Origin of the sequence: Streptomyces sp. NBC_00094 (assembly GCF_026343125.1) — a bacterium.
In the GTDB taxonomy this organism is placed as follows: Bacteria; Actinomycetota; Actinomycetes; order Streptomycetales; family Streptomycetaceae; genus Streptomyces.
Genome location: NZ_JAPEMB010000001.1, coordinates 3,312,146 through 3,337,626, shown reverse-complemented (window position 1 = coordinate 3,337,626; position 25,481 = coordinate 3,312,146). Strand labels below are relative to the sequence as shown.

The window sequence follows — 25,481 nt, the reverse complement described above, 5'->3', positions numbered from 1 at the left end:
CCTCGCCGAGCAACTACGGCAGTCTACCGGCCGACCCCCGTACCACCCAATTCGATCATCCGGGATCACCGGAACACGGCGGAGGGCCGCTCCCCCCGGACGGGGAAGCGGCCCTCACGTGTCACTCGGGGGAAGCTCAGTGCTCCTCGAAGAGGCTCGTCACCGAACCGTCCTCGAACACCTCGCGCACCGCGCGCGCGATCGTCGGCGCGATCGACAGCACCGTGATCTTGTCGAGCTCCAGGGCGCCGGGAACCGGCAGCGTGTCCGTGAAGACGAACTCGCTGACCTTGGAGTTCTTCAGACGGTCGGCGGCCGGGCCCGACAGGATGCCGTGCGTGGCCGTCACGATGACGTCCTCGGCACCGTGCGCGAACAGGGCGTCCGCGGCGGCGCAGATCGTGCCACCGGTGTCGACCATGTCGTCCACCAGGACGCAGACGCGGCCCTTCACGTCACCGACGACCTCGTGGACGGTGACCTGGTTGGCGACGTCCTTGTCGCGGCGCTTGTGCACGATCGCCAGCGGGGCGTCGAGGCGGTCGCACCAGCGGTCGGCGACGCGCACGCGGCCGGCGTCCGGGGAGACGATCGTCAGCTTGGCGCGGTCGACCTTCGCACCGACGTAGTCCGCGAGCACGGGCAGCGCCGACAGGTGGTCCACCGGGCCGTCGAAGAAGCCCTGGATCTGGTCGGTGTGCAGGTCCACGGTCAGGATGCGGTCCGCACCGGCCGTCTCCAGCAGGTCCGCGACCAGACGCGCCGAGATCGGCTCGCGACCGCGGTGCTTCTTGTCCTGACGGGCGTAGCCGTACGACGGGATGATCACGGTGATGCTGCGGGCCGAGGCCCGCTTGAGCGCATCGACCATGATCAGCTGTTCCATGATCCACTTGTTGATCGGAGCCGTGTGGCTCTGGATCAGGAAGCAGTCCGCGCCGCGGGCCGACTCCTGGAAGCGGACGTAGATCTCACCGTTGGCGAAGTCGAACGCCTTGGTGGGAACGAGACCGACGCCCAGCTGGTGCGCGACCTCCTCGGCCAGCTCGGGGTGGGCGCGGCCGGAGAAGAGCATCAGCTTCTTCTCGCCGGTCGTCTTGATCCCGGTCACAGCACTGTCTCCTCAGACGTGTTCTCTGGCCGCGGCCCCACGCCCTGCGGGCGCGTGTGCGAACCAGCCGAATTTGTGTGCACGTATCACGGTACGCCGAGTTCGACGCACCCGTTTCCGGTCAGCTTTCGCTTGCGGAGTTCTCCGAGGCCACCTGGGCGGCCTGCGCGGCGGCGCTGCCGGGCCGCTTCCGGGCCACCCAGCCTTCGATATTCCGCTGCTGGCCCCGGGCCACGGCGAGCGAACCGGCGGGAACGTCCTTCGTGATCACGGACCCGGCGGCGGTGTAGGCCCCGTCCCCGATGGTGATGGGGGCCACAAACATGTTGTCCGAGCCCGTACGGCAGTGCGAGCCGATCGTGGTGTGGTGCTTGGCCTCGCCGTCGTAGTTCACGAAGACGCTCGCGGCGCCGATGTTCGTGTACTCGCCGATGGTCGCGTCGCCGACGTACGACAGGTGGGGGACCTTGGTGCCCTCGCCGATCGTCGCGTTCTTCATCTCGACGTACGTGCCGGCCTTGGCCTTCGCGCCGAGGTTCGTGCCCGGACGGAGGTACGCGTACGGGCCCACGGAGGCGCCCTCGCCGACCACGGCGGAGTCCGCGACGGTGTTGTCCACCCGGGCGCCCTTGCCGACGCGGGTGTCCTTCAGGCGGCTGTTCGGGCCGACCTCGGCGTCCTCGGCGACGTGCGTCGCGCCGAGCAGCTGCGTGCCCGGGTGGATCACCGCGTCGGCCTCGAAGGTCACCGTCACGTCCACGAGGACGGAGGCGGGGTCGACGATCGTGACGCCGGCCATCATGGCCCGCTCGACGAGGCGCTGGTTCAGCAGCGCGCGGGCCTCGGCGAGCTGCACGCGGTTGTTGATGCCGAGGATCTCGCGGTGGTCGCCGGCGACGGACGCGCCGACCCGGTGACCGGCCTCGCGCAGGATCGACAGCACGTCGGTGAGGTACTCCTCGCCCTGGCTGTTGTCCGTCCGCACCTGGCCGAGGGCCTCGGCCAGCAGCTTCCCGTCGAACGCGAACACGCCGGAGTTGATCTCCCGGATCGCGAGCTGCTCGGCGGAGGCGTCCTTGTGCTCGACGATCTCGGTGACGGCGCCGGCGGCGTCCCGCACGATCCGGCCGTAGCCGGTGGAGTCCGGCACCTCGGCGGTCAGCACGGTCACGGCGTTGCCGTCGGCCGCGTGCGTGCCGGCCAGGGCCTTCAGGGTCTCGCCGGAGAGCAGCGGGGTGTCGCCGCAGACGACCACGACGGTCCCGTCGGGCGTCTTCCCGAGCTCCTCCAGGGCCATCCGCACGGCGTGCCCGGTGCCGTTCTGCTCCTCCTGGACGGCGGTGCGGGTCCCGGCGTAGTGCGCCTCCAGGTGACCCTTCACCTGCTCACGGGCGTGCCCGACGACCACGACGAGGTGCTCGGGCTCCAGCTCCCGGGCGGCGGACACGACATGTCCGACGAGCGAACGCCCGGCGATCTCGTGCAGGACCTTGGGGGTCTTCGACTTCATGCGGGTGCCCTCACCCGCTGCGAGGACGACGACGGCTGCCGGGCGGTTGGCGCTCACGGGTATGCCCTTCGGCTTTGGGTGGTGGACGCACGAAGGATACCGGGGGGCCAGGGTCCGGACATGAGCGCGGGTCCTGACCGTGACGGTCAGGACCCGCAACCATGGGCTCCCGGAGAAGGATTCGAACCCTCATTCAATGGACCAAAACCATTTGTCCTGCCCTTAGACGATCCGGGATTGTTCGCCCTCTATGTCTGGATTTCCGTTGAGGAGATCGAGACGGCCCCTACTATGCCGCACCAGGCCCCCTCGATGCGACGGTAAAGATCGGCACTCCCGAGGATTCTGATCACGAGACAGCCGTGGTACTCGGCGTTCACGTTCTTGCGGTTGGTCCGCGGATTGTGGCGCTTGAGGGTCGTCTTGCCGAATGCCGAGGGGGCGGCGCCGACGAGGCTGCCCCAGTACCGCTCGGCGCCGGACACGTCCCCGGTCTCGTGGATCATCACCCAGTACCTCCGTCGCGCGGGCTCGATGCCGAGGAGGTCCAACCAGGCGGCGAAGACCCGGATCATCCGGGGGTCGCTGTTCACGAACGTCACGCGTTCACGGCGGGCGTGCGGTTTGTCCTTCGTCCCTTCCGCCCAGTAGAGGCCCACGCCCAGGAGGAAGAGCTCGCGCTCGGACATCGCTCCGATCTCCTCGGCCGCCGCGCGTTTGGCCGCTTCTCGCTCCTCCTCGCGACGGCGCATGGTCGACTCCCAGCCCCGCTTGGCGATCTCGGACGCCTCTTCCCGGGTCCGCTTCCTCTCCGGCTTCGGCAGGTCGCGGACCCACAGGGAGATCGAGCTCTTCGAGCAGCCCAGCTCGGCCTGGATCCGGTCGTAGGTCCAGCCCTGGGCGCGCAGCGCGCGGGCGCGGTCGCGGAGGTCGTCCTTCGCGTTCGGGCGCTTCGTCCATTCCGGCGGGGGTTCGCCTTCGAGGAGGCGGTTGAGCATGTCGTTGTTGTCGACGTGGATGCGGTCCCGGATCTGGCGGCGGCTGAGACCCTCGCGTCGGAGGGCGATCGCCTGTTCGCGGAGGGATTCGAAGTCGGCGTACCGGCTCGTTTCGGTTGTCATGCGACCACCGTCGTCCGAAATGCGGACGTCTGGGTCCGGAAGCGGGGGAGATTCAACAGTTCGAGGGACTGGTGTCCGAAGCGTCTGCGGTTCGCCGTGTCGTGTGCGGCGCGCCCGTAGGGTGGAGGGCATGACCACAACGGGGGCAGACCGGGACGCTGCGGGCGTTCGTTCGGGGAGTTGGTGGTGGTGGGGGAGACGGCGGAGCGCCGTCCTTGATGTGGGGCTCGCGCTGGTGTCCGCGCTGGAGTGCGGCATCGAGGGCGTCGGGTTCGCCGAGAAGGCCGGGTTGCCGGTGCCCGTGGGGGTGCTGTTCGGGCTGATGGTGGGCTCGGTGCTGCTCGTGCGGAGGCGGTGGCCCATCGCCGTCGTGCTCGTCTCGATCGCGGTCGCGCCCGCCGAGATGGGCTTCCTCATGGGGATCGTCGGGCTCTACACGCTCGCCGCCTCCGAGGTGCCGCGCCGCATCACCGCCGTACTGGCGTCGATGTCGACGGTGGCGGTGTTCGTCGTGACCGTCGTGCGGATGCGCCAGGACGTCGCGCAGGCCGACATCGGGCAGCGGGAGATCGACCCGAGCGGTTGGTACGTGCCCGTCGTGGCGCTCTTCATGACCCTCGGGCTCAACGCGCCGCCGGTGCTCTTCGGCCTCTACATAGGGGCCCGCCGCCGCCTCATGGAGAGCCTGCGCGAGCGGGCCGACAGCCTGGAGCAGGAGCTGTCGCTCCTCGCGGACCGGGCCGAGCAGCGGGCACAGTGGGCGCGGCAGGAGGAGCGGACGCGGATCGCGCGGGAGATGCACGACGTGGTCGCGCACCGGGTGTCGCTGATGGTCGTGCACGCGGCGGCGCTGCAGGCGGTGGCCCTGAAGGATCCGCAGAAGGCCGTGAGGAATGCCGCGCTGGTCGGTGACATGGGCCGGCAGGCGTTGACGGAGCTGCGGGAGATGCTGGGCGTGCTGCGGGAGGAGGCGGCGCCCGCCGTCCCGGCGGCGGTGCCGCTGGCCGCGGTGGGCCGGGCGGCCGCGGCCGCGGCCGAGGCCGCCGCCGAGGACGGGCCCTGCCTGGACGCCCTGGAGGCGTTGTGCGAGCAGTCGCGGCTCGCGGGGGCGGTCGTGAAGCTGTCGGTGCTGGGTGAGGCGCGGGCGTATCCGCCGGAGGTGGAGCGGACGGCGTACCGGGTGGTGCAGGAGGCGCTGACCAACGTCCACAAGCACGCGGTGGGCGCCGAGGTCGTGGTGCGGCTCGCGCACCGCGAGGCCGAGGTCGCGATGCAGGTGGAGAACGGCCCCCGCCCCTCGGACGCCGAGGTCTCGGACGTGCGGCTGCCGAGCGGTGGGAACGGTCTCGTCGGGATGCGGGAGCGGGTCTCGCGGCTGGGCGGGGTGTTCGTGTCGGGTCCGACGGACGCGGGCGGGTTCCGGGTGTCCGCGGTGCTGCCGACGGGGGAGTGACGGGCGCGCCCGGACTACCCCGCGGTCAGGCGGGTCGGCTGGACACCCGTGACCAGGGTGGACAGCGCCGCGTCGATGTCCTTGCCGAGGTACCAGTCGCCCGCGTGGTCGAGGCTGTACACCCGTCCCTCGACGTCCATCGCGAGGACGGCCTGCTGGTCGCCCTCCTCGCCGAGCGGCGCGAGCTCGCTCTCCAGCGCGCGCCCCAGGTCGGCGAGGGTGCGTGCCAGGTGGAGTCCGGCGAGCGGGTCGAAGCGGACCGTGGTGGGCGCTATCGTCCGCCCGTGCCCGGGCGAGGTGATCCGCAGGCCGCCGAACTCCGCCCAGGCCTCGACGGCCGCGGGGAAGACGCTGTGCCGGTGGCCGGCGGGGGAGACGTGGGCGCGCAGGGCGTCGGCCCATTCTTCGGCGAGCTTGATGTCCCAGCGGCCGGGCTGCCAGCCGGCCTCGCGGAGGGCGGCGTCGACGTTGACCGGGAACCGGGTGGTGCTGAGGTGGTCGGGCATGGGTGTGCGGTCAGCCGTTCTCGACAGGTGTCGTGGGGTCGACGGTGCGGACGCCGAAGTGGGCGAGCATCGCCGTGCAGGACCGGCAGGGTGCCGCGTAGCTGCCGTGGAGCGGGTCGCCGTCCTCCCGGATGCGCCGGGCGGTGAGTTTGGCGTGCTTGAGGGACCGGCGGGCCTCGCCGGACGTGAGCGGCTTGCGCTGGGCGCGCTTGGAGCGGCCGTTCTCGGCGGCGGTGAGGTGCCGGGAGAGCAGGATCGCCTCGGGACATCGCCCGGTGAAGCGTTCCCGCTGGCTGCTGGTGAGGGTGTCCAGGAAGTCCTGGACGAGGGCGTGCAGGAGGGGCGGGCGGTCGCCGCGGCCCGCGGTGCACGTGAGGGTCTCGCCGCGTACGGAGAGGGCGGCCCCGACGGTGGGAAGGATGCCGTCGCGGCGGTGACGCAGTAGGGGTGCCCGGGTCGCCTCGGCATCGCTGCTCCAGTTGAGGCGTGGGTCACCCTGTGTGGGTGTCGTTGTTGCGTGCATGGTGCTTGTGTTCCCCTCCTGCAATCCCCCGAGTTGCGTGGACAGCCTGCCAAATAGGGAGCCATATGGGGAAGCTGGGGCGCCGAATGACCCGCCCGGTGTGTCGGAACCATGGTGCAACTGTCATGGCGTCGTGACAGTTGGTCACCGCCGGACGGGGGCCGTTCGGGCTCTTGTGGCAGCGCATAGGCTGTGCCAGATCAGTCGGTAGCAGCAGTCAGCGACGCCAGTGCAGGGGGCAACCGCCATGACGACAGGTCGGCTCGGGCAGGACACCGCGCCACCGAACGCGGCCTATGCCGGGCAGGTCGTGCATTTTCCGGACCCGGTCCGTGCCGCCCGTCATCCCAGAGGGGTGCGGATCGACGAGCACGGTCACCCGGACTTCTCGCCGTACGCGCGTGCGGCGGCGGAGATCGCCGATCCTCCGGAGGGCTTCGGCGTCGACGAGCTGCGTCTCACGGACTACGTGTCGGCGAACGCGGCGATGGCGGCGACCGGTCATGAGCTGTGGGACACGATCCCGTCGGTGGCGACCCCGCACGGCTGGACCTGGCACCACGTGGCGCGCAGTCGCCGGATGGAGCTGGTCCCGGTCGAGGTGAAGGCGTTGCTGCGGCACCACGGTGGTGTGGCGACGGCCGCCGTCGATCACGGGAAGCGGGGGACGCGGCCCCTGCAGGAGACCCGTCCGGCGCACTTCGGCCTGCCGAAGACGCTCGTGTCGGTGTCGGAGCTTCAGCTCCAGGGCGTCGAGGAGGACCTCGGCTACCGGCTGCCGGGGGCGTACCGCTCGTTCCTGAAGGCGGCGGGCGGCTGCGCGCCGGTGGGTACGGCGCTCGACGCGGAGCTGGGGCTCCTGGTCGACCAGCCGTTCTTCACGGTGCGGGAGCAGGCGGGTGTCAACGACCTCGTCTACGTCAACAAGTGTCTGCGCGACCACCTGACCAAGGACTACCTGGGCGTCGCCTTCGTCCAGGGCGGTCTGGTCGCGGTGAAGGTGCGGGGTGACGCGATCGGCACGGTGTGGTTCTGCGCGTACGACGACGCGCGGGACTCCGGGCCGGAGGCGGCGGGCTGGTCGGTGGGCGAGCGGGCGGAGCGGCTGCTGCTGCCCTGCGGCGAGGACTTCGACGCGTTCCTGCAGCGCCTCGCCGGTAATCCGCCGGAGCTGGAGACGGTGGCGAACCTGATGGTGGACGGTGGCTTCGCGCGCGCCGTGCCCGTGGTCCCGGTAGGGGAGTGAACTGGCTGTGGTGACGTTCGCGCAGGCGCAGGAGCGCGCCGAGGAATGGATCAACGGCGACCTGCCGGCGTACCAGCACCGTGAGGTGCGGGTGCGGGAGTTCGAGCTGGGCTTCGTGGTGTGGTCGGAGGACCGCGAGGGCGGTCCGGTCTCGGACGGTGGCCGGCAGCGTCTGGTCATCGCGCGGGACAGCGGCGAGGCCACGCTGTGGCCGGGGCTGCCGGTGGGCGAGGTGATCCGGCGGTACGAGGAGGAGTACGGGACGCAGGAGGCGGCGGCTGCTCCGGCGGCGCCCCAGGCGGCCCGGATCGATCTGAACCAGACGTCGTTCCTGCTGAGCCCGCCCGAGTGGCTGCAGGACGCGGCGGACCGGATCGGCTTGCCGGCGGGGCCGAACGCCTCGCAGGAGGACGGGAGCGCGTCGGCGTCGGTGGACGACGTGTCGGACGCGGGGCCTTCGGGGCCTGTGCCGGGGCCGTCGGTGCCGGTGGGTGGGGTGGTGGATGCGCCTGCGCCTTTGCCCGCGCCTGTGGCTCCTCAGGCTCCGCCTGCCCCTGCCCCTGCCCCTGCTCCGGCGCCTGTGTCCGTGGCTCCTCAGGCTCCGCCTGCCCCTGCGCCTGCCCCCGTTCCTGCCCCTGTCCCCACTCCCGCTCCGGCCCCCGCTCCTTCGGTGAGTCCGTGGGCGGATGCGAACGCGAGTTCCGGTGGGGCGGACGGTGCGGTGCCGCTGCCCGCGACCGTGTTCGCGCCGCCGCTGTCGGGGACGGACGACGAGGACACCCCGCCCCCGGTGGTGGGTGCCGACGCGCCGACCGCCCTGATGAAGGGGGGCAGTGCGCTGCCCGCGACCGCCGTGGCCCCGCGGCTCGACCCGGCCGCGCCGCCGCCGTCGCTTCCGCAGGCCCCGCCGGTGTCGCCCGTGCGGCAGCCCGCGCCCCCCGTCCCGCCGGCCCAGGCCGGGCCCGGGGCGCCGCCGCCTCCGCCGCCCGCGCCTTCGGTGCCGGGTGCCGGGGACATCGCGGACGCGGCGACGAGCAAGGCCACGATGCCGCCGAAGAGCGGGCGCGGTCCGGCGTCGCCGCCCCCGCCGCCCGGCGCGCCCGGGGTTCCCGGTGGGTCGGGCGCCCCCGCGTACGTACCGACGCAGCTCGTCTCGCAGCTCGGGCCCGAGGGGCTCCAGCCGCCGGGTCCGCCGCAGCCGGCCCCGCCCGGTCCGCCGGCGGCGCCGCAGCCCGTGCATCAGGCGGCGACGATGCTGGCGCACCCGAGCCAGGGTGGTCCGGGCGCGCCTCCGCCGCCTCCGCCGCCGCCCGGTGTGCCCGGTGGCACGCCGGCCGGTGGGGTCGCGCACGCCGCGACGATGCTGGCGCACCCGGGTCCCGGTGGCCCGGGCGGTCCGTCGACTCCGGCGCCTCCGGGGCCCCCGGCCCCGCCGCCGCCGATGCACGGCGGGCACACGCCGCCGCCCGGCCCCGGTCCCGTACCGCCCGCGTACGGATATCCGCAGCCGGCGGGTCTGCCGACGGTCGGTCCGGGCTATCAGGCGGTGCTGCGGTACCGGGCGCCGGACGGTTCCGAGGCGCAGATCATCCGGCGCTCGGCGCCGGGTACTCCGCATCCCGAGTGGCAGATCCTGCACGAGCTGCGGGCGATGAACGTGCCGCCGCAGCAGGTCCTCGAGCTCCACACGGAGCTGGAGTCCTGTGAGCTGCCCGGTGGTTACTGCGCGCGGATGATCCGGGAGACGTGGCCGCAGGCGCGGATCACGAGCATCGCCCCGTACGGTCGCGATCACCACGGCCGTCAGCAGGGGATGCGGCAACTCCTCACCCATCAGGGCGAGTTGCACCAGGTAGCGGACGGGCCGGCGCGGCCCGCTCCGGTACGGGCGCCGCTGCCGCAGGTGCAGCCCGCGCCGCCGGTCCCGCCGGAGGCGATCGCGCAGGAGCTGGCGGGGGCGTTCGGCCCGGGCATCCTCCGTTTCGACCAGCACGCGGTGTCCCGTCAGGGTGTGCCGGAGCTGGTGGCGCGGACGCTGGTGTGGGCGGGGCTGCCGGCGGACTTCGGTCCGTTCTTCTGGGCGCAGCCGGCGGTGCCGGTGGTGCCGACGCTCGCGGAGCTGGCGGCGCAGCGGCAGGTGCAGCCGGCGGCGGACGCGAGCTCGTATCTGGTGCTCGGTTCGGACTTCGGGCGGGCGATCTGCGTGCAGTACGGGACCGCGCACATCGTGGCGGTGCCGGTGGAGGCCGGTCCGGGCGGGCAGCCTGTGCCGCCGCAGTTCGTGAACACGGGGCTGCCGGAGTTCACGCGTGCGATGGCGCTGCTGGGCCGGATGTGGCGGCTGCGGTTCGGGTTGAACCCGGAGCAGGCGGGCCGCTGGACGGTCGACTTCCAGGCGCAGTTGGCGATGCTGGATCCGGCGGCGCTGTCGTCGCCGGAGAACTGGTGGTCCGTGCTGCTCGAGCAGATGTGGGACGGCCTGCTGTAGGTCCCTTCGTAGGCCCTCTGTAGGCCCTCTGTAGGCCCTTGTGTGGTCACAGTTGGACAGAATGTGACGAAAGGCGCTCGACGTGTATCCACGTTGGGCGCCTTTTGTCCGTTCTGATGGCGCATCCTGGACGTTCGGGACGTTGGGGTCACAGGGAAGGGGCGTCAGGGATGAATTTCGCTGTCGGACGGGGGCGCGGGTACCGCCCCGAGCAGGTCGACCGCCACCTCGCCGCGCTCTCCGAGGAACGCGACGGCGCGTGGGAGCGGGCGGCACGGCTCACCGTCCTCGCGAAGGACATGGAGGCGGAGGCGGCGCGGCTGCGCGAGGCCGTCGAGGCGCTCGCGCCGCAGCGGTACGAGACGCTGAGCGACCGGGCGCGCAAGATCCTGGAGATGGCCGAGCAGGAGGACGAGACGCTCGTCCGCGCGGCGGAGGCCGAGGCGCAGTCCCTCGCGGAGGCGGCGGAGGCGGCGGGCCGGGAGGCGGAGGAGTCGGCCCGGGCGTACGCGGAGGGCGTCCGGACGGCAGCCGAGTCGGCGGCCCGAGCGACCCTGACGGCCGCGCGCGAGCGGGCCGAGGAGCTGGCGACGGACTCGGGCCGCGAGGCGGAGGAGCGGCGCTCCGCGGCGCGCGAGGCCTTCGAGGAGACCGAGCGCCGTGCGGCGGCGCTGCTCGCGGAGCAGCAGGCCGAGCAGACGGCGATACGGGACGAGGCGGAGCGGGCCGCGGAGGGCAAGGCGGCCGAGCTGGACGCGCGCCACGAGGAGCTCGTGACCTACGCGGAGGAACGGCTCGCGGAGGCGCAGCGTGCCCTGGCGGAGACCGAGGAGCAGGCCCGGCACGGCCAGGAGGACGCGGAGGCCCGCGCGGAGGAGGTGCTCGCGGAGGCCCGGATGAAGGGGGAGCGGGTCGAGCGCGAGACGGAGCGGGTGCTCCGGGAGCACGACGAGGCGCGGGACGAGATCCATGGCCACATGGAGCACATCCGGAACTCGCTGGCGGCGTTGACGGGCCGGGTGGCACCGCCGTCCATGGAGACGGAGACGGAGACGGAGACGGAGACGGAGACGGAGACGGAGACGGAGACGGAGACGGAGGCGGAGACCGGGGCCGAGGGGGAGGCCGAGGCGACGAAGCCCTCGAAGGCGGCGGAGCCCGTAGAGGACGAGGAGTCCCCGGGGGCGGACGCGGCTTAGGGGACACCCGGGCCCGGGGCGAGGCGAGGCGAGAGGGCGGGGCCCCGCCCCGGGGCAAGACCCAGGCGCCCCGCCCCGCCCCGGGGATTCACCTCGCCCGGGTCCGAGTTGACGGACTAGCCTCGCTCTTCATGTACATGAAGCTGACGGCGGTCACGCTCGACTGCGCCGACCCCCTGGCCCTCGCCGCGTTCTACCACCGGGCCACGGGCCTCCCCCTCCACGAGGGCTCGGACGGCGACTTCGCGGGTCTCCTCGGCGCGGGCGAGACCGAGGGCGCGAACGGCCTGTACCTCGGCTTCCAGCGGATCGACGACCACCGGGCCCCGACCTGGCCCGACGGCGCGGTGCCGCAGCAGAGCCACCTCTGCTTCGACGTCGACGACCTGGACGAGGCCGAGACCGAGCTCCTCGCGCTGGGCGCGACCCTCCCCGCCGCCGCTCAGCCCCACCCCGACCTGTGGCGGGTCCTCCTGGACCCGGCGGGCCACCCGTTCTGCGTCTCGGTTCCGAAGACGCGGCGGGCGGAGACGCCGTAGTCGTCGCACACGGGCGCTGCCGGAGGCCTGGCATCCATTAATCTCCCCTCACCCAGGGGAGGGAAGATCTTGATGCACTCACGTGTGCCCCGTACGGCTGTCGCTGTCGCCGTCGTTCTCGCCGCGGTCTCCACACTTCCGGCCGCCGCCGCGCCCGCGTCCGTGCCCGTGTCCGCCGTCGTCGGCGGAGAGCAGGCGTCCGACGTCGTGCCGTTCCCGCGCGGCGCGGAGGTCGTCGGCGCCGGGCGGACCGGTTTCCTCACGTACCTCCGGGACGCTACGACTCCGGGCGAGCTGCGCTGGACCCGCTACGCCGACGGGACCTCGACGGTGCTGCCAGCCAGCTCCGGGTCGTTCAGCGCCGGCGCCACGGGCATCGTGGTGACGGGGGACCACGTCTCCGACATCAAGCAGTCCCGGGTCTTCACGGTCCACGACATGGCCTCGGGGGCGGCGCCCCTGGTGGTGGACACCGCCGAGCTGGGGGAGGCGGGGGACACGTACACCTACCGGGGTGCGGTGGGCGCCACCCTCGTCTTCTCCGTGCAGAAGGCGGACGGGACCGGACAGGGGCGTCTGGTCGCCCCGGGCGCGGACGGCGCGGAAGAGCGCGTCATCGGCGGACTCCCCGCCGACCTGCGCGCGTTCGTGATGCTCTCCGGCTCCTCCCACACCGCCCAGCTGTTCGTCGGGGCCGGGCCGGTGGACACCTCCCGGTACTCCGATGTGGTCCTGGACATCCCGACCGGCGAGATCACCGACACGTACCCGGTCACCGGGATCAGCCCCTACCGGACCGGAGCCGTCTCGGCGGGGCGCGTCGCCTGGGTGGCGCCCGAGTCCGCCACGTCGGTCGTCGTCGGCACCCGCGGAACCGGCGATACGCGGCAGTTCCCGATCAAAGCCGCCGGCGACCGGTACGGCCTGGTCGGGAACTGGCTCGTGTCCGGGCCGCCGACCCGGCCCGAGAGGGAAAGTGCGGTGACCCCGCTGACCGCGTGGTCCCTGACCGAGCCCGGAGTGGGACTGCCGCTGCTCGACCGGATGAGCTCCCTCGCCCCGGGCCCCGACGGCTCCCTGCTGGCCAGGGGCGGCACCGTCGAGCACGGCGAGGGGCTGTACCGCGTCACGGCCGGCGCCGAGGGCGAGCCCGTCGTCGAACTCGTCGCCTCCACGGGAGAGCCGACCGCACTCACGTACCTCGGCGAGGACGTGCCCGACGTGGTCGACCTCGACCGTCAGCGGAGCATCGGCTTCCGGTGGAACCTGTCCCGGACGAACGTACGGTTCCGTCTCACCTTCGGCCTCAAGGGCACCACCGGCACCACCGTGACGCTCCCGGACAACGACTCGGCCCTCGGGCCCGGCGCCTTCGACTGGACCTGGCACGGCGAGGAGCCGGCCACTCCCGAGAAGGCGGCCCAGCCCGGCGAGTACGCCTGGCGGATCGAGGCCGTGCCGCGCGACGGAATCGGCGACACCGTCCGCGCCTCCGGCACGGTCACCGTCCGCCGCACCCCTGGCGCGCACGACTACGACGGCGACGGTGAACCCGAGATCTTCGGGCGGGAGGCGAACGGGCGCCTGTACGTGGTCTCCACCTTCTACCGTCCCGGCGCGGTGTCCTGGGGCACCGCCCGCGTGTACCTCGGCAGCGGCTGGAACACCTACGACCGGCTCGAATCCGCCGGCGATGTCGCCGGGACACGTTTCGCCGACACCCTGGCCCGGGACAAGAGCGGGGTCCTCTGGCTGTACCAGGGCTCGGGCGAGTGGATGCGTTCCCTCCTCAGCCGGGTGAGGATCGGCGGCGGCTGGCAGACGTACGACCGGCTCGCGGGCGGCAGCGACCTGACAGGCGACGGCCGGGCCGATCTGGTCGCCACCGACAAGACCGGCGCCATGTACCTGTACAAGGGCACCGGCAAGGCGTCCGCGCCGTTCGCCACGCGCCGGAAGACGGGTGCGGGCTGGGGGATCTACAACGACATCACGGCGGTCGGCAACGTCGCCGGCGCGCCGGCCGGCGACCTCGTCGCCCGGGACAAGGCCGGCGTGCTGTGGCTCTACCTCGGCAAGGGGGACGGCACGTTCGCGCAGCGCCTGCGGATCGGCGGCGGCTGGAACGCGTACGACGGTCTCATCGGGGCCGGCGACGTGAACCGCGACGGCCGCCCCGACCTTCTCGTCCGCACGGGCACCCTGAAGCTCTTCTACCCGGGCACCGGCGACTGGAGGGCCCCCTTCAACGCGGGCGGCAAGGAGTACGTGTTCACCGAGGAGCCGGCCTACAACGAGGTGTTCTGACCCATCACCGTCACCGGGCTCCGCGCCGCGACGCGGAGCCCGGTGACGGCCGGACGCCGACCGTCCGCTAACCTCCCGTTTCCCAGGGGAGGGAACATGTACATGAACATCGCACGCGCGCGCGGCCGCAGACTCGCGGCCGCCGCCGTCACCATCGTCCTCGCTGCCACAGGCGGCACGCTCACCGCGCTTCCGGCCGCAGCCGCCGTGCCGGGGGCCGTCCAGGACGACCAGCAGGTCACCGTGCCGTTCCCGCTCGACGCGGACGTCGTCGGTGCGGGGCCGAGCGGTTTCCTGTCGAAGACCCGCGGCAGTACGCCCGAGTTCCGCTGGACCCGGTACGCCGACGGCTCGTCGACCGTCCTGCCCGGGGCCTACGCCATCGGCGGCGGCTCGGACCTCGTCGTCACCGGCGACAAGCCCATCGACTACACCAGCCGGCGGCTGACGGTCCACGACATGTCGACGCCCGCCTCGGCCGCCGCGGCGCCGGTGGAGGTCGATCTCGACGCCCTCGGGGGCTACCACCTCACGGGCCTGGTCGGCAGCACCCTCCTCCTCACGCGGGAGGAAAGCGGTCACTGGAAGCAGTACGCCGGCACGATCGACGCCGGCACGCTCAAGGTCCGCTGGGTGCTCGGGGGGCCCGGGTTCGAGTGCTACGGGGGCGAGGAGGGTTGGACCGACACCGGTTCCGCGCTCTACGACTGCTGGGTCGGCGAGCCGAGTACGGCCTCCAAGGTCGTCGTCGACTTCGCGTCGGGGAACTCGCCCGCGTACCTGCAGGGCCCGAACGAGTACGCCCAGCAGGGCGCGGTCTCCGCCACCCACGTGGCATGGCGCGAGATGCGGCTGTCGGGGGACGGGATCGTCGCCCACCGCCGCGGCTCCTCCACCGAACGCTGGTTCCCGTCGGACGACCTGAACGACCCGCTGTACCTGGTCGGCGGCTGGATGGCGTCCGGCCAGAAGGTCCACATCAGCGCGTCCACCTACGTCCAGGGCGCGGACAACCCGACGAAGCGGCCGTTCACCGTCCAGTCGATCGAGACCGGGGAGAAGATCGTCCTCCTCACCGCGTTCTCCTCCGCCGTCGCCGGCCCCGACGGCAGTCTCCTGGTGCGCGGTGGCACCCCCGAGCACGGGGAGGGCCTCTACCGGATCTCGCCGCGCGCCGACGGCGGCCGGCCGGACGTCGAACAGGTCGCGTCCACAGGGCAGTCGACCGTCCTGACCCTCACCGGCTCCGTCGCTCCGAAGGCGCTCACCGGCGAGCAGGTCGCGCGCGGTGTCGACTTCAGCTGGGACCTGTCCCGGGCTGACAGCGAGGTCTGGCTGACCCTGACCCACGTGCGCAGCCGCAAGACGGTGTACGACGGGTGGTCCGTCCCGAACGGCATCACCCCCGGGACGCCGCGCCGTGTCACCTGGCACTGGGACGGCAAGGACCTGGAGGGTAAGGACTGGGGGAGCCCCGCCCGCAACGGCGAGTACGAGTGGAAGCTCACCGCCCGCCCGGACGAGGGCATCGGCCCCGAGCTCGTCTCCACCGGCCGGTTCACCGTGACCCGGCCCGCCGCCCCGCACGACTACGACGACGACGGCACGGCCGACCTCCTCGTCCGTGACCTCGGTGGTGTGCTGTGGCGCTTCGGCACCCGGCCCACCGCCCCGGGCGCCTCCCTGACGGACACCGGCGCCTCCCGGGTGGGAGGCGGCTGGGGAGCCTACGACCGGCTCGAATCCGTCGGGAACGTGGCGGGCACGGCCGCGCCCGACACCGTCGCCCGGGACCGCGACGGCGTCCTCTGGCTCTACCAGGGCACCGGTGACCGGGACAAGCCGCTCACGGGCCGTACGAGGATCGGCGGCGGCTGGCAGGCCTTCGACCAGCTGGCGGGCGGCAGCGACGTCACCGGCGACGGCCGCCCCGACCTGGTCGCCACCGACAAGACCGGCGTCATGTACCTGTACAAGGGCACGGGGAGCACCTCCGCGCCCTTCGCCGCCGGAAAGCGGCTCGGCGCCGGCTGGGGCATCTACAACCAGCTGACCGCCACCGGGAACATCGCGGGCGCCCCGGCCGGGGACCTCCTCGCCCGCGACAAGGCCGGCGTCCTCTGGATGTACCTCGGCAACGGCAACGGCACCTTCGCCAGCCGGATCCGCGTCGGCGCCGGGTGGGGTGCCTTCACCGGGCTCACCGCCGTCGGTGACGCCAACGGCGACGGACGCGCCGACCTGGTCGCCTCGAACGGCGACGAGGTCTTCTACGCGGGCACGGGCAGCTGGTCGGCTCCCTTCAAGCGTGGCGCGAACGTGTCCCTGACCCAGGACACGTCCTACAACACCGCCTTCTGACCCTCGTCCCCTAGGTGAGGGCGCACTCCGCCCACACCGTCTTCCCCGGCGCCCCGCGCCTCGGGCACCAGCCCCACCGGTCGGCGAGCGCGTCGACGAGCAGCAACCCCCGGCCCCCGTCCGCGAGTTCCGGACCGGGGCCGGGGAGCTGTCCGGGCCGGGGCGGTACGCGTTCGGCGCGGGTGTCGCTCACCTCGATCCGCGCGACGGGCCGGGGCGCGTCCGTGACCCGCAGGAGCAGGTGGAAGTCCCGCCCCGGCACGTGCCCGTGCCGTACCGCGTTCGTCGCCAGCTCGGCGGCGACCAGGACGACGGTCTCGTGCGCCCCGCTCCCGTACGGCACGCCCCACTCGTCCAGCCGGACGGCGACCAGCCGCCGCGCGAGCCGGGCGCCCCGGGCCGTCGACGTGAACTGCAGGGCGAAGACCCTGCTGCCCAAGTAGGGCGAGTCGCCGGAGAGTTGGGTGGTGCCGGTGGGGCTGAGGTTGTTGCTCGTCATGCCTCCCAAGCTCCTCTTGGTCGCGTAGCGTGACCAGTGGTGACGCACCGACGCGACTGCCTTGTACGTGGCGTGTCGGTGCATGTACGAGAGGTGGGGTGCGGTGGCGGAAGAGCAGGCGGAGCCCGAGGCCGACGAGGCGGAGGGCGCCCATACGGCGGACAAGTCCGCGCGGGGTGTGGTGGCCGCGTTCGGGCAGAGCCTGAAGACGTTGCGAACACGGGCGGGGATGGAACGGGAGGAGTTCGGCAAGCGGCTGGGCTACTCGGCCTCCACCATCGCCTCGTTCGAGCAGGGCCGCCGAATTCCGCCACCGCGCGCGATCGACCGGTCCGATGAAGTGCTGGACGCGGGCGGACTGCTGACGGTGTGGAAGGACCAGTTGGAGAGGGCGCAGTACCCGGCGTTCTTCCAGGGCATGGCGCAGTTGGAGAAGCAGGCGATAGAGCTGCTGTCGTATGACACGTTGGTGGTCAACGGCCTGCTCCAGACCGAGGAGTACATGCGAGCGTTGGTGGGCAATCATTGTCCGCCGGTCGACGCGGAGACCATCGAGCAACGCGTGTCCGCCCGGCTGGCCAGGCAGGCGATCTTCGAGCGAAAGCCTGCGCCGTTGCTGAGCTTCGTCATGTGCGAGTCGGTGCTGCGGCGGAAGGTCGGCGGTGGCAACGTGCTGCGCGGGCAGCTCGAAGAGCTTCTTCTCATCGGACAGCGGAGGAACGTCGAGATCCAGGTCATGCCGCTGGCCAGTGAGGACAACGCAGGCCTGGAAGGCCCGTTCACCTTTATCACCCGTGACGACGGCAAGAGGTTCGTCTACGTTGAGGCCCAGGGCACCAGCACCCTGGAGACAGACCCCAAACAGGCCGTCCTCGCCGCAGCACGCTATGGGATCATCCGGTCACAGGCTTTCACGCCGCGAGAGTCGCTGCAGTTCATCGAGAAGTTGCTGGGAGAGCTATGAACAACACCGAATCCCTCGCCTGGTTCAAGAGCAGCTACAGCGGTGGTGACGGCGGCCAGTGCGTCGAGGTCGCGACCGGCGCGGGAGCCGTGCACGTCCGTGACTCCAAGGACGTGGCCCGTCCGGCCCTCCGGGTCTCGCGTGAGGCGTGGGCGGGATTCGTCGGGCTCGCCTCGGCGGAGTAGTACAGCCCACCGTTGTACGCGTGAGAGCCCTGCCTGTCCGAGTCGGACGGCAGGGCTCTTTCCCGCTGCGGCGGTACGCCACTGGAACCGCCTGCTGGTGGACTCTCCGGAGGCGGCGCGGCAGAGGATCGAGCGCATGCGCCGGCGGTGGCACGACGAACATCTGCACGCCCTGGTCCAGGGCGACATCTGATTCCGCGGGGCTCTCCGGCTACGCCGCCCAGGCCACGAGGGCACGTACTCAGACGGAGCGGCCCCGACCGGCCTGGCCCTCCTCGCCCTGGACAGGCAACGCCGACGTTGCCGATCGGTAGGCCTCGGCCATGGCGTGGAAGGAGCGTTTCGGTGCGAGGCCGCCGTCGGGCATGACCTTGCACACCCCGTAGGAGGCCATGTCGAGGTCGAAGCGCGGTTCGGCGTGGTGCGGGTACTCGTAGCCGGCGAAGGTGAACCAGAAGACGGTGTCCACGCCTTCCTCGTCGAAGACGGCGAGCATCTCGCGCAGGTGGAGGGCCTGTTCTTCCTCGTCGCGGACGTGATCGCCGTTGATGCGGGGCGGATCGGCGTCGTGATCGACGACATCCACCCAGCCCATGCCACCGCGCTCGGCCGCGCCCCGGTAGGTGCAGCAGCCGAATTCGGTCGTCGCGAGCGGCTTGCCGTGCCGGAAGTACTGCCGCAGGCCCTGTCGGAAGGCGTCCCCGGGATCGCCGTAGGCGTCCGCGCTGACGATGTCGAAGGGCGCCCAATCGACCTGCTCCCACGTGCCGGAGGCGTAGGTGATCTTTCCGTGGAACCGCGCGCGCACCGACTCCGCGATGTCGGCCAGCAAGGAGTTCAGCCGGGCGGGAAGCTCGGCGAGCCCGGCCAATGCCTCGGGGGCGCCGCTGGTCAGGGCTGCGATCCTGGCGAGGCTGTCGTCTCCGGGGAGCATGCCGGCGGCGAACAGGCTCAGCTCGCAGCCGGTGACGAAGACGTCCGCTCCCACCTCCTGGGCACGGTCGGCGCAGGTGGCGAAGTAGGGCAGCAGCTCTTCGGCGGACAGTTCGCAGGGGAAGGGGGAGAACCAGACCTCGAGCCCGGCATCGGCGGCGTGCCGGGCCGCGAGGGCCAGTCGCCCGGGGTCGCCGCCGGTGATCCGCACGGCATCGCAGTGCAGGTCGTCCGCGATGACGCGGATCTCGCGTCGCACCGCGTCGGCGTCGAAGACGGGCCGTGAACTCTTTCCGCCCGGGGTGAAGCCGGTGTCGTAGGTGATGCCTTTGGCTCGCACGGGGCCTCCTGACAATCGATCGGCACGCGTCTCTCCGGGAGACCACCTGACAGCCGTGTTCGGTGATCGGAGCCGAACGTTAGGCGCGAGTCGAAACACCGGTCAACGGCGATCTCCTCGGAACCGTGCTCTTTGCGCTGGTCAGCCGCGTAACTGGCGATTGCAATGACGGTGATGGTCAATGCACGGCGAAGGGGAGGGTGTTGCAACGACCGGCGCCCCGTGCACACACTGGGTGTCGAGACGACCGAAGCAGAGGAACCGACCCCGATGCCAGGACGCAGGCTGACCGGAGCCGACCGGCAACAGATCGCCGCAGGGCTGGCGCAGCGCCTGAGCTACGCCGACATCGCCAGACGCCTGAACCGTCCCGCCTCGACGGTGGGCCGCGAGGTCGCGCGCAACGGTGGACCTGCCCGGTACCGCGCGGATCTGGCACAGCTCGCGACCACCCACCGAGCCCAGCGCCGGCCGCGGCCCCCCGCCCCGGTGCGGCGGACCGTCGAGCGTCTGGGCCCCGACCCCGACGCGACGGCCGCGTTCGTCACCGACCTCACCACAGCACTCGTCGAGACCGGCCTCCCGCGCACCGCCGCCCGCGTGATGGCCTGCCTGTTCACCTCCGAGACCGGCAGTCGCACCGCCATCGAGATGGCGCAGCACCTGCGGGTCAGCGCGGCGACCATCTCGTACGCGGTCCGCCTGCTGGAACGGCAGGAACTGATCCGCCGCGGTCGCGACGACCGTGGCCGCCGACACCGGTACTTCCTCGACGACAAGGCGGGCCTGCGGACCGTCGCGGCCAGCGTGGCCGCCAACCAGCGGTTCGCCGCCACCGCGCTGCGCGGCGCCGAGCTCTTCGGAGCCGGGACCGCTGCCGGATCCCGGCTCGCCCTGGCAGGCCGATTCTTCGAGCGCCTCGGCGACGACCTCATCCGTTCCGCCGAGAGGCACTGGCGGGACATGGCCGGTGACCTGGCCGGTGACATGGCCGGTGACATGGCCGGTGACAGGGGCGACGCACCGGTTCACCACAGTTAGTCCTCCTCCTTCAGCTCCTTCAGGACCGGGAAGCGGCGCGGTGCCAGGGTGAGCAGGGCCAGGAGGGCCAGGGCCGCCGCGCCCGCCGCTCCCAGGTAGACGTAGTCGACGGCCGCGTCGACCGCCCGGCGCAGGTGGTCCATCGTCTCGGCGGTGAGGGACGCGGGGTCGTCCAGGGCGCGGGCCAGGGTGTCCAGGTCGGTGCCGCCGCCGAGGCGGGCCGCGAGGACGCCGTTCGCGACCGCGCCGAAGAGCGCCGCGCCGACGCTCTGGCCGACCTGGCGGCAGAAGAGGACCGAGGCCGTCGTCGTGCCCCTCTCCTCGTACGGGACGGTCGACTGGACCCCGACGATCAGCGGCAGTTGGAAGAGGCCCAGCGTGCCGCCGAGCAGCAGCATCAGCAGAGCCGGCTGCCACGGTTCGCCGGGGAACGGCAGGAACGGGAACGCGAGCAGCAGGAGCAGCGCGCCCGAGATGCCGAGGACGGCGGTCGAGCGGAAGCCGATGCGGTTGTAGACGCGGTTGGAGAGCGCTGCCGTGACCGGCCAGCTCAGCGTCCAGGAGGAGAGGACGAAGCCGGCGGCTATCGGGCCCAGGCCGAGGACGGATTGCGCGTACGTCGGGAGGAAGACCGTCGGGGCGACCATCAGGAGGCCCAGGGCACCCAGCGACAGGTTGACGGCGGCTATCGTGCGGCGGCGCCAGACCCAGCCGGGGATGATCGGTTCGGCCGCGCGGCGCTCGATGACGACGGTGAGCGCGCCGAGGGCGGCGGCCCCGCCGAGCAGGCCGAGGGACGGGGCGGAGAGCCAGGGCCAGGCGACGCCGCCCTGGACGAGCGCGGTGATGAGCAGGGCACCGGTGGCGAACACGGCGAGCGCGCCGGCCCAGTCGATGCGGGGGCGCTCCCGGGGTGCGGTGCGCTTCGGTTCCACCAGGTGGCGGCAGATGAGCCAGAGCGCGACGAGCCCGATCGGCAGGTTGATCAGGAAGATCCAGCGCCAGTCGGCGTATCCGGCGAGCAGGCCGCCGACCGCCGGGCCGGCGACCGAGGACGCGGCCCAGACGGAGGAGAGCCGCGCCTGGATCCTGGGGCGCTCCTTCAGCGGGTACAGGTCGGCGGCGATCGTCTGGATCGTGCCCTGGAGCGCGCCGCCGCCGAGGCCCTGGACGACGCGGAAGGCGATGAGGGAGGCCATGTTCCAGGCGGCCGCGCACAGCAGGGAGCCGATGAGGAAGAGGACGACTCCGGCGATGAGGACGGGCTTGCGGCCGAAGGTGTCGCTGAGCTTCCCGTACACCGGCAGGGTCACGGTGACGGCGAGCAGGTAGCCGGAGAACAGCCAGGAGAAGACGGCGAGCCCGCCGAGGTCGCCGACGATCTGGGGGACGGCGGTGGAGACGATCGTGCCGTCGATGGCGGCGAGCCCCATGCCGAGCATGAGGGCGGCCACGACGGGGCCTCGGCGTGCGGCCGTTCGGGGCTCGGGGGGTGCGGTGGCGGCCGGGGTCCCGGGCCCGCCTGCTCCCGCCGGTGTCGTGGACGGCTCGGTCACCGCGAGATTCCTTTCTTCGTACACCTAAATGTTCGTCGACAGGGTCTCACCAGTACCAGGGTCGGAGGAACCCCTAGGGGGATCTCCCCCATGAGAGCCAGGGATCGGTCGTCCCGGCGGAGGACGAGAAGTGCGGGTTTCGCTTCTTAACTTGGTCTTACAACCCACCCACTGCTCCTAGGAGAAGACCGTGACTTCGGCTGTGACCATCCCCAGGCACGGGGACACCGGAGGGCGTACGGCCGTCGCCGCGCGGGCGCGACAGGTCGTCAAGGCGTACGGCGCGGGGGAGACCCGGGTCGTCGCGCTGGACTCCGTCGACGTGGACATCGCCCGTGGTGCCTTCACCGCGATCATGGGGCCCTCGGGTTCCGGCAAGTCGACCCTGATGCACTGCCTCGCCGGGCTCGACACCGTCACCAGCGGCGAGATCTTCCTCGACGAGACCGAGATCACCGGGCTCAAGGACAAGAAGCTCACCCAGCTCCGCCGGGACCGGATCGGCTTCATCTTCCAGGCGTTCAACCTGCTGCCGACCCTGAGCGCCATCGAGAACATCACGCTCCCGATGGACATCGCCGGACGCAAGCCGGACGCCGAGTGGCTGCGGCGGGTCGTCGACACGGTGGGTCTCTCCGACCGCCTCAAGCACCGGCCGAACGAGCTCTCCGGCGGGCAGCAGCAGCGCGTCGCCGTGGCCCGCGCGCTCGCCGCCCGGCCCGAGATCATCTTCGGTGACGAGCCGACCGGCAACCTCGACTCCCGGGCCGGCGCCGAGGTCCTCGGCTTCCTGCGGCAGTCCGTCGACGAGCTGGGGCAGACGATCGTCATGGTCACCCACGACCCGGTCGCCGCCTCGTACGCCGACCGCGTCCTCTACCTCGCCGACGGGCGGATCGTCGACGAGATGGAGCGGCCCACCGCCGACGCCGTCCTCGACCGGATGAAGGACTTCGACGCGCGCGGGCGGACGTCATGACCGTCCTCAAGACCTCGCTGCGCAACTTCCTCGCGCACAAGGGACGCATGGCGCTCTCCGCCGTCGCCGTCCTCCTCTCCGTCGCCTTCGTCAGTGGGACGCTCGTCTTCACCGACACCATGAACACGACGTTCGACAAGCTCTTCGCGTCGACCGCCTCCGACGTCAGCGTCAGCCCGAGGGGCGCGGCGGCGGAGGACGAGAGCCCGCAGACCGGCCGCCCCGAGTCCCTCCCCGCCTCGCTCGTCGAGCAGGTCGGGAAGGCGGAGGGCGTCCAGGCCGCGCAGGGCGCGATCGCCTCCACCAGCGTCACCGTCGTCGACGCCGAGAACGAGAACGTCGGGCCCACCAGCGGCGCCCCGACCATCGCCCTCAACTGGACCCCCAACGAGCTCCGTTCGGTGGAGCTCGTCTCCGGCCACGAGCCGCGCGGCCCCACCGACGTGGTCGTCGACGGCGCCACCGCCGAGAAGCACGGCCTGAAGATCGGCGACGAGCTGCGGACCATCGCCGTCGACGGCGACTTCACGGCGAAGATCTCCGGCATCGTCGACTTCAAGGTCACCAACCCCGGCGCCACCCTCGTCTACTTCGACACGGCCACCGCGCAGCGCGAACTCCTCGGCAAGGAAGGCCTGTTCACGCAGATCCAGGCCGACGCGAAGCCCGGTGTCAGTGACGACGCGCTGAAGGCGAACATCGCCGCGGCCATCGGGGGCGACGGCTACAAGCTCCAGACCGCCGCCGAGGCCGCCGACGCGGGCCGCGAGGACGTCGCCGGGTTCCTCGACGTCATGAAGTACGCGATGCTCGGCTTCGCCGGGATCGCCTTCCTCGTCGGCATCTTCCTCATCGTCAACACCTTCTCCATGCTGGTCGCCCAGCGCACCCGCGAGATCGGCCTCATGCGGGCCATCGGCTCCAGCCGCAAGCAGATCAACCGCTCCGTCCTCGTCGAGGCGCTGCTCCTCGGCCTGGTCGGCTCGGTCGCCGGAGTCGCGGCGGGCGTCGGTCTCGCCGTCGGCCTCATGAAGCTCATGTCCTCGATGGGCATGGAGCTCTCCACCCGCGACCTCACCGTCGCGTGGACGACCCCCGCCATCGGCCTCGCCCTCGGCGTCGTCGTCACCGTCCTCTCCGCCTACATCCCGGCCCGCCGGGCCGGCAAGGTCTCCCCGATGGCCGCCCTCCGCGACGCCGGCACCCCCGCCGACGGGAAGGCCGGACGGGTCCGGGGCGGGCTCGGCCTCGCCCTCACCGCCGCCGGCGCCGCCGCGCTGTGGACCGCGACCCGCGCCGAGGAAGCCGGCCCCGGCTCGCTCTGGCTCGGCCTCGGCGTCGTCCTCTCCCTCCTCGGCTTCATCGTCATCGGCCCGCTCCTCGCCGGCGGGGTGGTCCGGGCCCTCGGCGTCGTCGTCCTGCGGGTCTTCGGCCCGGTCGGCCGGATGGCCGAGCGCAACGCCCTGCGCAACCCGCGCCGCACCGGCGCCACCGGCGCGGCCCTGATGATCGGCCTCGCCCTGGTCGCCTGCCTGTCGGTGGTCGGCTCCTCGATGGTCGCCTCGGCCACCGAGGAACTGGACCGCTCCGTCGGCGCCGACTACATCGTCCAGTCCGGCACCGGCCAGCCGATCGTGCCGCAGGCACAGGCAGCCCTGGAGAAGGTCCCGGGCCTCGACCACGTCACCGAGTACAGGTGGGTCGACGCCACGATCACCGACCCGGGCGGCCGCACCGCGAAGGCCGTCGAGCTGGCCGCCACCGACCCGACGTACATGAAGGACCTGCGCCGGGAGACCACGGCGGGCACGCTCGCCGACGCCTACGGTACGGACGCCATGTCCGTCGGCAGCGAGTACGCCGCCGAGCACGGCGTGAAGGTCGGCGACGTCCTGCCCGTCGAGTTCAAGGGCGGCGAGACGGCGAAGCTCAAGGTCATGGCGATCACCGAGGACACCGGCGGCGTCGACTCGGGCGTGATGTACACCAACATCACCACCCTCGCCCGGTACGTCCCCGCCGACCGGATGCCGCACAGCCTGCTCCTCCTCGCCAGCGCGAAGGAGGGCCAGGAGACCCAGGCCTACCAGGCCGTCAAGGACGCCCTCGCGCCCTACCCGCAGTACAAGGCGAGCAACCAGGCCGACTACAAGGAGGACCTGAAGGGCCAGGTCGGCCAGCTCCTCAACATCGTGTACGGGCTCCTCGCCCTCGCGATCGTCGTCGCGATCCTCGGCGTCGTGAACACCCTGGCCCTCTCGGTCGTCGAGCGGACCCGCGAGATCGGCCTCATGCGCGCCATCGGCCTCTCCCGCCGCCAGCTGCGCCGCATGATCCGTCTGGAATCGGTGGTCATCGCCCTCTTCGGCGCCCTCCTCGGCCTCGGCCTGGGCATGGGCTGGGGCACGGCCGCCCAGAAGCTCCTCGCCCTGGAGGGCCTCGGCGTCCTGGAGATCCCCTGGCCGACGATCCTCACCGTCTTCGTCGGCTCGGCCTTCGTGGGCCTCTTCGCCGCCCTGGTCCCGGCCTTCCGGGCGGGCCGGATGAACGTCCTGAACGCGATCGCGAGCGAGTAGACGTCCTGAACGCGATCGCGAGCGAGTAGCGGTCGCGGGACGGA

20 protein-coding genes and 1 tRNA gene are annotated in these 25,481 nt (G+C 72.1%); 12 read left to right on the top strand and 9 right to left on the bottom strand.

Translation table 11 applies throughout. The features are described 5' to 3' along the window. Positions 1–136: 136 nt before the first annotated feature. The 4 genes from OG580_RS14345 to OG580_RS14330 form a co-directional block, all read right to left on the bottom strand. A complete protein-coding gene (locus tag OG580_RS14345; protein ID WP_056649212.1) occupies positions 137–1,111 on the bottom strand; it encodes a ribose-phosphate diphosphokinase in 975 nt (324 codons plus the stop codon). 121 nt (positions 1,112–1,232) lie between these two features. After that, complete coding sequence (gene glmU / locus OG580_RS14340; protein WP_267044062.1) at positions 1,233–2,678, bottom strand: bifunctional UDP-N-acetylglucosamine diphosphorylase/glucosamine-1-phosphate N-acetyltransferase GlmU; 1,446 nt, start codon at positions 2,676–2,678, stop codon at positions 1,233–1,235. Positions 2,679–2,787: 109 nt separating this feature from the next. After that, positions 2,788–2,858: transfer RNA gene (locus OG580_RS14335), tRNA-Gln, on the bottom strand. An 11-nt stretch (positions 2,859–2,869) separates the two neighbouring features. Next, on the bottom strand, positions 2,870–3,742 hold the full coding sequence (locus OG580_RS14330) for a helix-turn-helix domain-containing protein (protein ID WP_267044061.1): 873 nt from the start codon (positions 3,740–3,742) through the stop codon (positions 2,870–2,872). 130 nt (positions 3,743–3,872) lie between these two features. On the opposite strand from OG580_RS14330, the gene OG580_RS14325 reads away from it, so the two are divergent. Next, entirely contained in the window at positions 3,873–5,195 is a 1,323-nt protein-coding gene (locus OG580_RS14325) for a sensor histidine kinase (protein WP_267044060.1), read from the top strand. Positions 5,196–5,209: 14 nt separating this feature from the next. Here OG580_RS14325 and OG580_RS14320 read toward each other — a convergent pair whose 3' ends face one another. Both OG580_RS14320 and OG580_RS14315 read right to left on the bottom strand, forming a co-directional pair. After that, positions 5,210–5,701 carry an SUKH-3 domain-containing protein gene (locus OG580_RS14320; RefSeq protein WP_267044059.1) on the bottom strand — a complete coding sequence of 164 codons (492 nt, stop codon included), beginning with the start codon at positions 5,699–5,701 and terminating at the stop codon, positions 5,210–5,212. A gap of 10 nt (positions 5,702–5,711) precedes the next feature. After that, positions 5,712–6,224: a YwqJ-related putative deaminase gene (locus tag OG580_RS14315; RefSeq protein ID WP_267044058.1), complete on the bottom strand. Its 513-nt coding sequence runs from the start codon at positions 6,222–6,224 to the stop codon at positions 5,712–5,714. Between the two features lie 247 nt (positions 6,225–6,471). Here OG580_RS14315 and OG580_RS14310 point away from each other — a divergent pair, with 247 nt between their 5' ends. The 6 genes from OG580_RS14310 to OG580_RS14285 all read left to right on the top strand — a co-directional run bounded on the left by OG580_RS14310 (position 6,472) and on the right by OG580_RS14285 (position 16,364). After that, the gene (locus tag OG580_RS14310) at positions 6,472–7,470 is read left to right on the top strand and encodes an HNH endonuclease (protein WP_267044057.1); all 999 of its coding nucleotides are present in this window, start codon (positions 6,472–6,474) and stop codon (positions 7,468–7,470) included. A gap of 7 nt (positions 7,471–7,477) precedes the next feature. Further along, positions 7,478–9,958, top strand: a complete 2,481-nt coding sequence (locus OG580_RS14305) for an SUKH-4 family immunity protein (protein ID WP_267044056.1) — start codon at positions 7,478–7,480, stop codon at positions 9,956–9,958. A gap of 170 nt (positions 9,959–10,128) precedes the next feature. After that, entirely contained in the window at positions 10,129–11,157 is a 1,029-nt protein-coding gene (locus tag OG580_RS14300) for a cellulose-binding protein (RefSeq protein ID WP_323182567.1), read from the top strand. 131 nt (positions 11,158–11,288) lie between these two features. Continuing rightward, positions 11,289–11,696 carry a VOC family protein gene (locus OG580_RS14295; RefSeq protein WP_267044055.1) on the top strand — a complete coding sequence of 136 codons (408 nt, stop codon included), beginning with the start codon at positions 11,289–11,291 and terminating at the stop codon, positions 11,694–11,696. 72 nt (positions 11,697–11,768) lie between these two features. Next, entirely contained in the window at positions 11,769–14,003 is a 2,235-nt protein-coding gene (locus tag OG580_RS14290) for a VCBS repeat-containing protein (RefSeq protein ID WP_267044054.1), read from the top strand. Positions 14,004–14,105: 102 nt separating this feature from the next. After that, positions 14,106–16,364, top strand: a complete 2,259-nt coding sequence (locus tag OG580_RS14285) for a VCBS repeat-containing protein (protein WP_267044053.1) — start codon at positions 14,106–14,108, stop codon at positions 16,362–16,364. A 10-nt stretch (positions 16,365–16,374) separates the two neighbouring features. Here the strand turns inward: OG580_RS14285 and OG580_RS14280 are convergent, their stop codons facing one another. Beyond that, entirely contained in the window at positions 16,375–16,863 is a 489-nt protein-coding gene (locus tag OG580_RS14280; protein WP_267044052.1) for an ATP-binding protein, read from the bottom strand. 82 nt (positions 16,864–16,945) lie between these two features. On the opposite strand from OG580_RS14280, the gene OG580_RS14275 reads away from it, so the two are divergent. Together OG580_RS14275 and OG580_RS14270 are read left to right on the top strand one after the other, a co-directional pair. Continuing rightward, complete coding sequence (locus OG580_RS14275) at positions 16,946–17,827, top strand: helix-turn-helix transcriptional regulator (RefSeq protein ID WP_267044051.1); 882 nt, start codon at positions 16,946–16,948, stop codon at positions 17,825–17,827. Next, a complete protein-coding gene (locus tag OG580_RS14270) occupies positions 17,824–18,012 on the top strand; it encodes a DUF397 domain-containing protein (protein ID WP_267044050.1) in 189 nt (62 codons plus the stop codon). Before OG580_RS14275 ends, OG580_RS14270 begins: the two co-directional genes overlap by 4 nt. 241 nt (positions 18,013–18,253) lie before the next feature. Here OG580_RS14270 and OG580_RS14265 read toward each other — a convergent pair whose 3' ends face one another. Continuing rightward, positions 18,254–19,285 carry a hypothetical protein gene (locus OG580_RS14265; RefSeq protein WP_267044049.1) on the bottom strand — a complete coding sequence of 344 codons (1,032 nt, stop codon included), beginning with the start codon at positions 19,283–19,285 and terminating at the stop codon, positions 18,254–18,256. Between the two features lie 270 nt (positions 19,286–19,555). Here OG580_RS14265 and OG580_RS14260 point away from each other — a divergent pair, with 270 nt between their 5' ends. After that, the gene (locus OG580_RS14260; protein ID WP_267044048.1) at positions 19,556–20,326 is read left to right on the top strand and encodes a helix-turn-helix domain-containing protein; all 771 of its coding nucleotides are present in this window, start codon (positions 19,556–19,558) and stop codon (positions 20,324–20,326) included. On the opposite strand, the gene OG580_RS14255 is transcribed toward OG580_RS14260, so the two are convergent. After that, positions 20,323–21,882, bottom strand: a complete 1,560-nt coding sequence (locus OG580_RS14255) for an MFS transporter (protein WP_267044047.1) — start codon at positions 21,880–21,882, stop codon at positions 20,323–20,325. The two genes, OG580_RS14260 and OG580_RS14255, sit on opposite strands and share 4 nt — an antisense overlap. A gap of 190 nt (positions 21,883–22,072) precedes the next feature. Between OG580_RS14255 and OG580_RS14250 the strand changes: the two genes are divergently transcribed. Both OG580_RS14250 and OG580_RS14245 read left to right on the top strand, forming a co-directional pair. Continuing rightward, positions 22,073–22,861 (top strand): ABC transporter ATP-binding protein, encoded by a 789-nt coding sequence (locus tag OG580_RS14250; RefSeq protein WP_267044046.1) that lies wholly within the window; start codon positions 22,073–22,075, stop codon positions 22,859–22,861. Further along, positions 22,858–25,437, top strand: a complete 2,580-nt coding sequence (locus tag OG580_RS14245) for an ABC transporter permease (RefSeq protein ID WP_267044045.1) — start codon at positions 22,858–22,860, stop codon at positions 25,435–25,437. The genes OG580_RS14250 and OG580_RS14245 overlap by 4 nt, the downstream gene beginning before the upstream one ends. Positions 25,438–25,481 lie beyond the last annotated feature (44 nt).

Bases quoted from the DNA above. Each gene is read 5' to 3' on its own strand.
- OG580_RS14330 (WP_267044061.1), bottom strand. From the start codon at position 3,742: ATGACAACCGAAACGAGCCGGTACGCCGACTTCGAATCCCTCCGCGAA.
- OG580_RS14325 (WP_267044060.1), top strand. From the start codon at position 3,873: ATGACCACAACGGGGGCAGACCGGGACGCTGCGGGCGTTCGTTCGGGG.
- OG580_RS14320 (WP_267044059.1), bottom strand. From the start codon at position 5,701: ATGCCCGACCACCTCAGCACCACCCGGTTCCCGGTCAACGTCGACGCC.
- OG580_RS14315 (WP_267044058.1), bottom strand. From the start codon at position 6,224: ATGCACGCAACAACGACACCCACACAGGGTGACCCACGCCTCAACTGG.
- OG580_RS14310 (WP_267044057.1), top strand. From the start codon at position 6,472: ATGACGACAGGTCGGCTCGGGCAGGACACCGCGCCACCGAACGCGGCC.
- OG580_RS14300 (WP_323182567.1), top strand. From the start codon at position 10,129: ATGAATTTCGCTGTCGGACGGGGGCGCGGGTACCGCCCCGAGCAGGTC.
- OG580_RS14295 (WP_267044055.1), top strand. From the start codon at position 11,289: ATGTACATGAAGCTGACGGCGGTCACGCTCGACTGCGCCGACCCCCTG.
- OG580_RS14290 (WP_267044054.1), top strand. From the start codon at position 11,769: ATGCACTCACGTGTGCCCCGTACGGCTGTCGCTGTCGCCGTCGTTCTC.
- OG580_RS14285 (WP_267044053.1), top strand. From the start codon at position 14,106: ATGAACATCGCACGCGCGCGCGGCCGCAGACTCGCGGCCGCCGCCGTC.
- OG580_RS14280 (WP_267044052.1), bottom strand. From the start codon at position 16,863: ATGACGAGCAACAACCTCAGCCCCACCGGCACCACCCAACTCTCCGGC.
- OG580_RS14275 (WP_267044051.1), top strand. From the start codon at position 16,946: ATGTACGAGAGGTGGGGTGCGGTGGCGGAAGAGCAGGCGGAGCCCGAG.
- OG580_RS14270 (WP_267044050.1), top strand. From the start codon at position 17,824: ATGAACAACACCGAATCCCTCGCCTGGTTCAAGAGCAGCTACAGCGGT.
- OG580_RS14260 (WP_267044048.1), top strand. From the start codon at position 19,556: ATGCCAGGACGCAGGCTGACCGGAGCCGACCGGCAACAGATCGCCGCA.
- OG580_RS14245 (WP_267044045.1), top strand. From the start codon at position 22,858: ATGACCGTCCTCAAGACCTCGCTGCGCAACTTCCTCGCGCACAAGGGA.